A 1421-nucleotide genomic window follows, 5' to 3' on the forward strand; every position below is an offset into this window, starting at 1 on the left:
GCTGCGTAATGGATAAGTCAAGCAGCTTTTCGTTTGGGATCGAAGGTTTCACGCCTTTGCAACATCGTCCACAGGACGTTTACACGTCGTCTTGCAAGCGCGATGAGTGCCTGAGTGTGATGCTTTCCCTCTTTTCGTTTTCGATCATAGAATGCTTTGGAAATTGGGTCCTTCTTAGTGACTGCACAGAAAGCACTTTGGTAGAAGACCCGTTTGAGTGCTTTGTCCCCACCATAGGCTCGTCTCCAACCCATTTTCTTTCCGGATTGGCGCTGAACTGGAGCCAACCCGGCAGCGGCTGCGAGCGCATCAGCCGAGGTAAAGCGCTTGATGTTGCCAATGGCCGCAAGAAACTCTGCCGTCAGGATCACCCCCATCCCTGGCAGCGAGCGGATGAGGGCGTAATCAGGGTGGTCGCTGAGAATGTGTTCGAGATCCCGTTCGATCCCGACAATCTTTTGCCGCGCCTCCAAAGCTTCGGATGCCAGTTCGCGGATCAGCTCAGCTGTTGCGACTTCGCCCGGTACGATGATGTGCTGTGCCTTGGCTATCTCAAGGGCGCGTATGGCCAGAGCCTCGCAGCCGTGCAGGTGCGGCGTTTTCTTCAAATGTGCGATAATGCGCGCTTTCCCTGCGCGCCTTATGTCGCTGGGGGTTACATAGCGGGTGAGCAATGCCAGAGGGCCTTTACAGCAAAGGTCAAATGCCTGTTCGAGGCCAGGATGAATACCGCAGAGAAGCCCTCGGATGCGGGCGATCCGGCGGACTTGATCCTGCATCAGATCGCGACGACGCCCCACTTTCAGACGCAATGCGACCCGAGTATCATCATCTGCCAGGACAGGCCGCAGGTCGCGTGTGCGAACAAGCTCCGCAATGGTCCGGGCATCGCGGGGATCGGATTTGCGCTCCCCGCCCGAGAAGCCTTGTCCAGCCCGGTTCACGGCAATGCCCGGGGTGTGAACCAGAGCAAAGCCTTCCGCCAACAGGCTGGCTTCCATGAAGCGGGCAAACGATCCAACAACATCGATCCCGATTACGACCTCTCCTTCCAGTCCCCGCAAATCGGCGATCAGCGTATCAATGGCATCCGGGTTGTTCTCGACCGCGCGGTCGAGAACAACCCGACCCCTTTCGTCGATACCAACCGCCCAATGAACCGCTTTGGCCGCGTCAATTCCGATACATACCGTCATCTCCCTACCTCTCTGTTGCCTGCCTCGCGCATACCCCATCGCGCCTGCATCGCCTTACATAGCCATCATGGGCATCGCGTAATCAGCGGTCATTCAGGGGCGGCAACGAGGGTGGCACAGCGACCTAAGCCATCGAGGACAGCCAGCATGACAACCATACCCTCGTTACCTGCGTATCAACAGCTTCGCACCGTCGATACCGCTAAGAAAAGAGGTAAGGCAGCA

1 protein-coding gene is annotated in these 1421 nt (G+C 57.3%); it reads right to left on the reverse strand.

The window, feature by feature from the left end:
• Positions 1-17: 17 nt before the first annotated feature.
• Positions 18-1196, reverse strand: coding sequence for an IS110 family transposase (locus GOW16_RS22585; protein WP_170419815.1), 1179 nt, complete (start codon positions 1194-1196; stop codon positions 18-20).
• Positions 1197-1421: the final 225 nt, after the last annotated feature.

Source organism: Ruegeria atlantica (assembly GCF_013033965.1).
Taxonomy (GTDB): Bacteria; Pseudomonadota; Alphaproteobacteria; order Rhodobacterales; family Rhodobacteraceae; genus Ruegeria; species Ruegeria atlantica_D.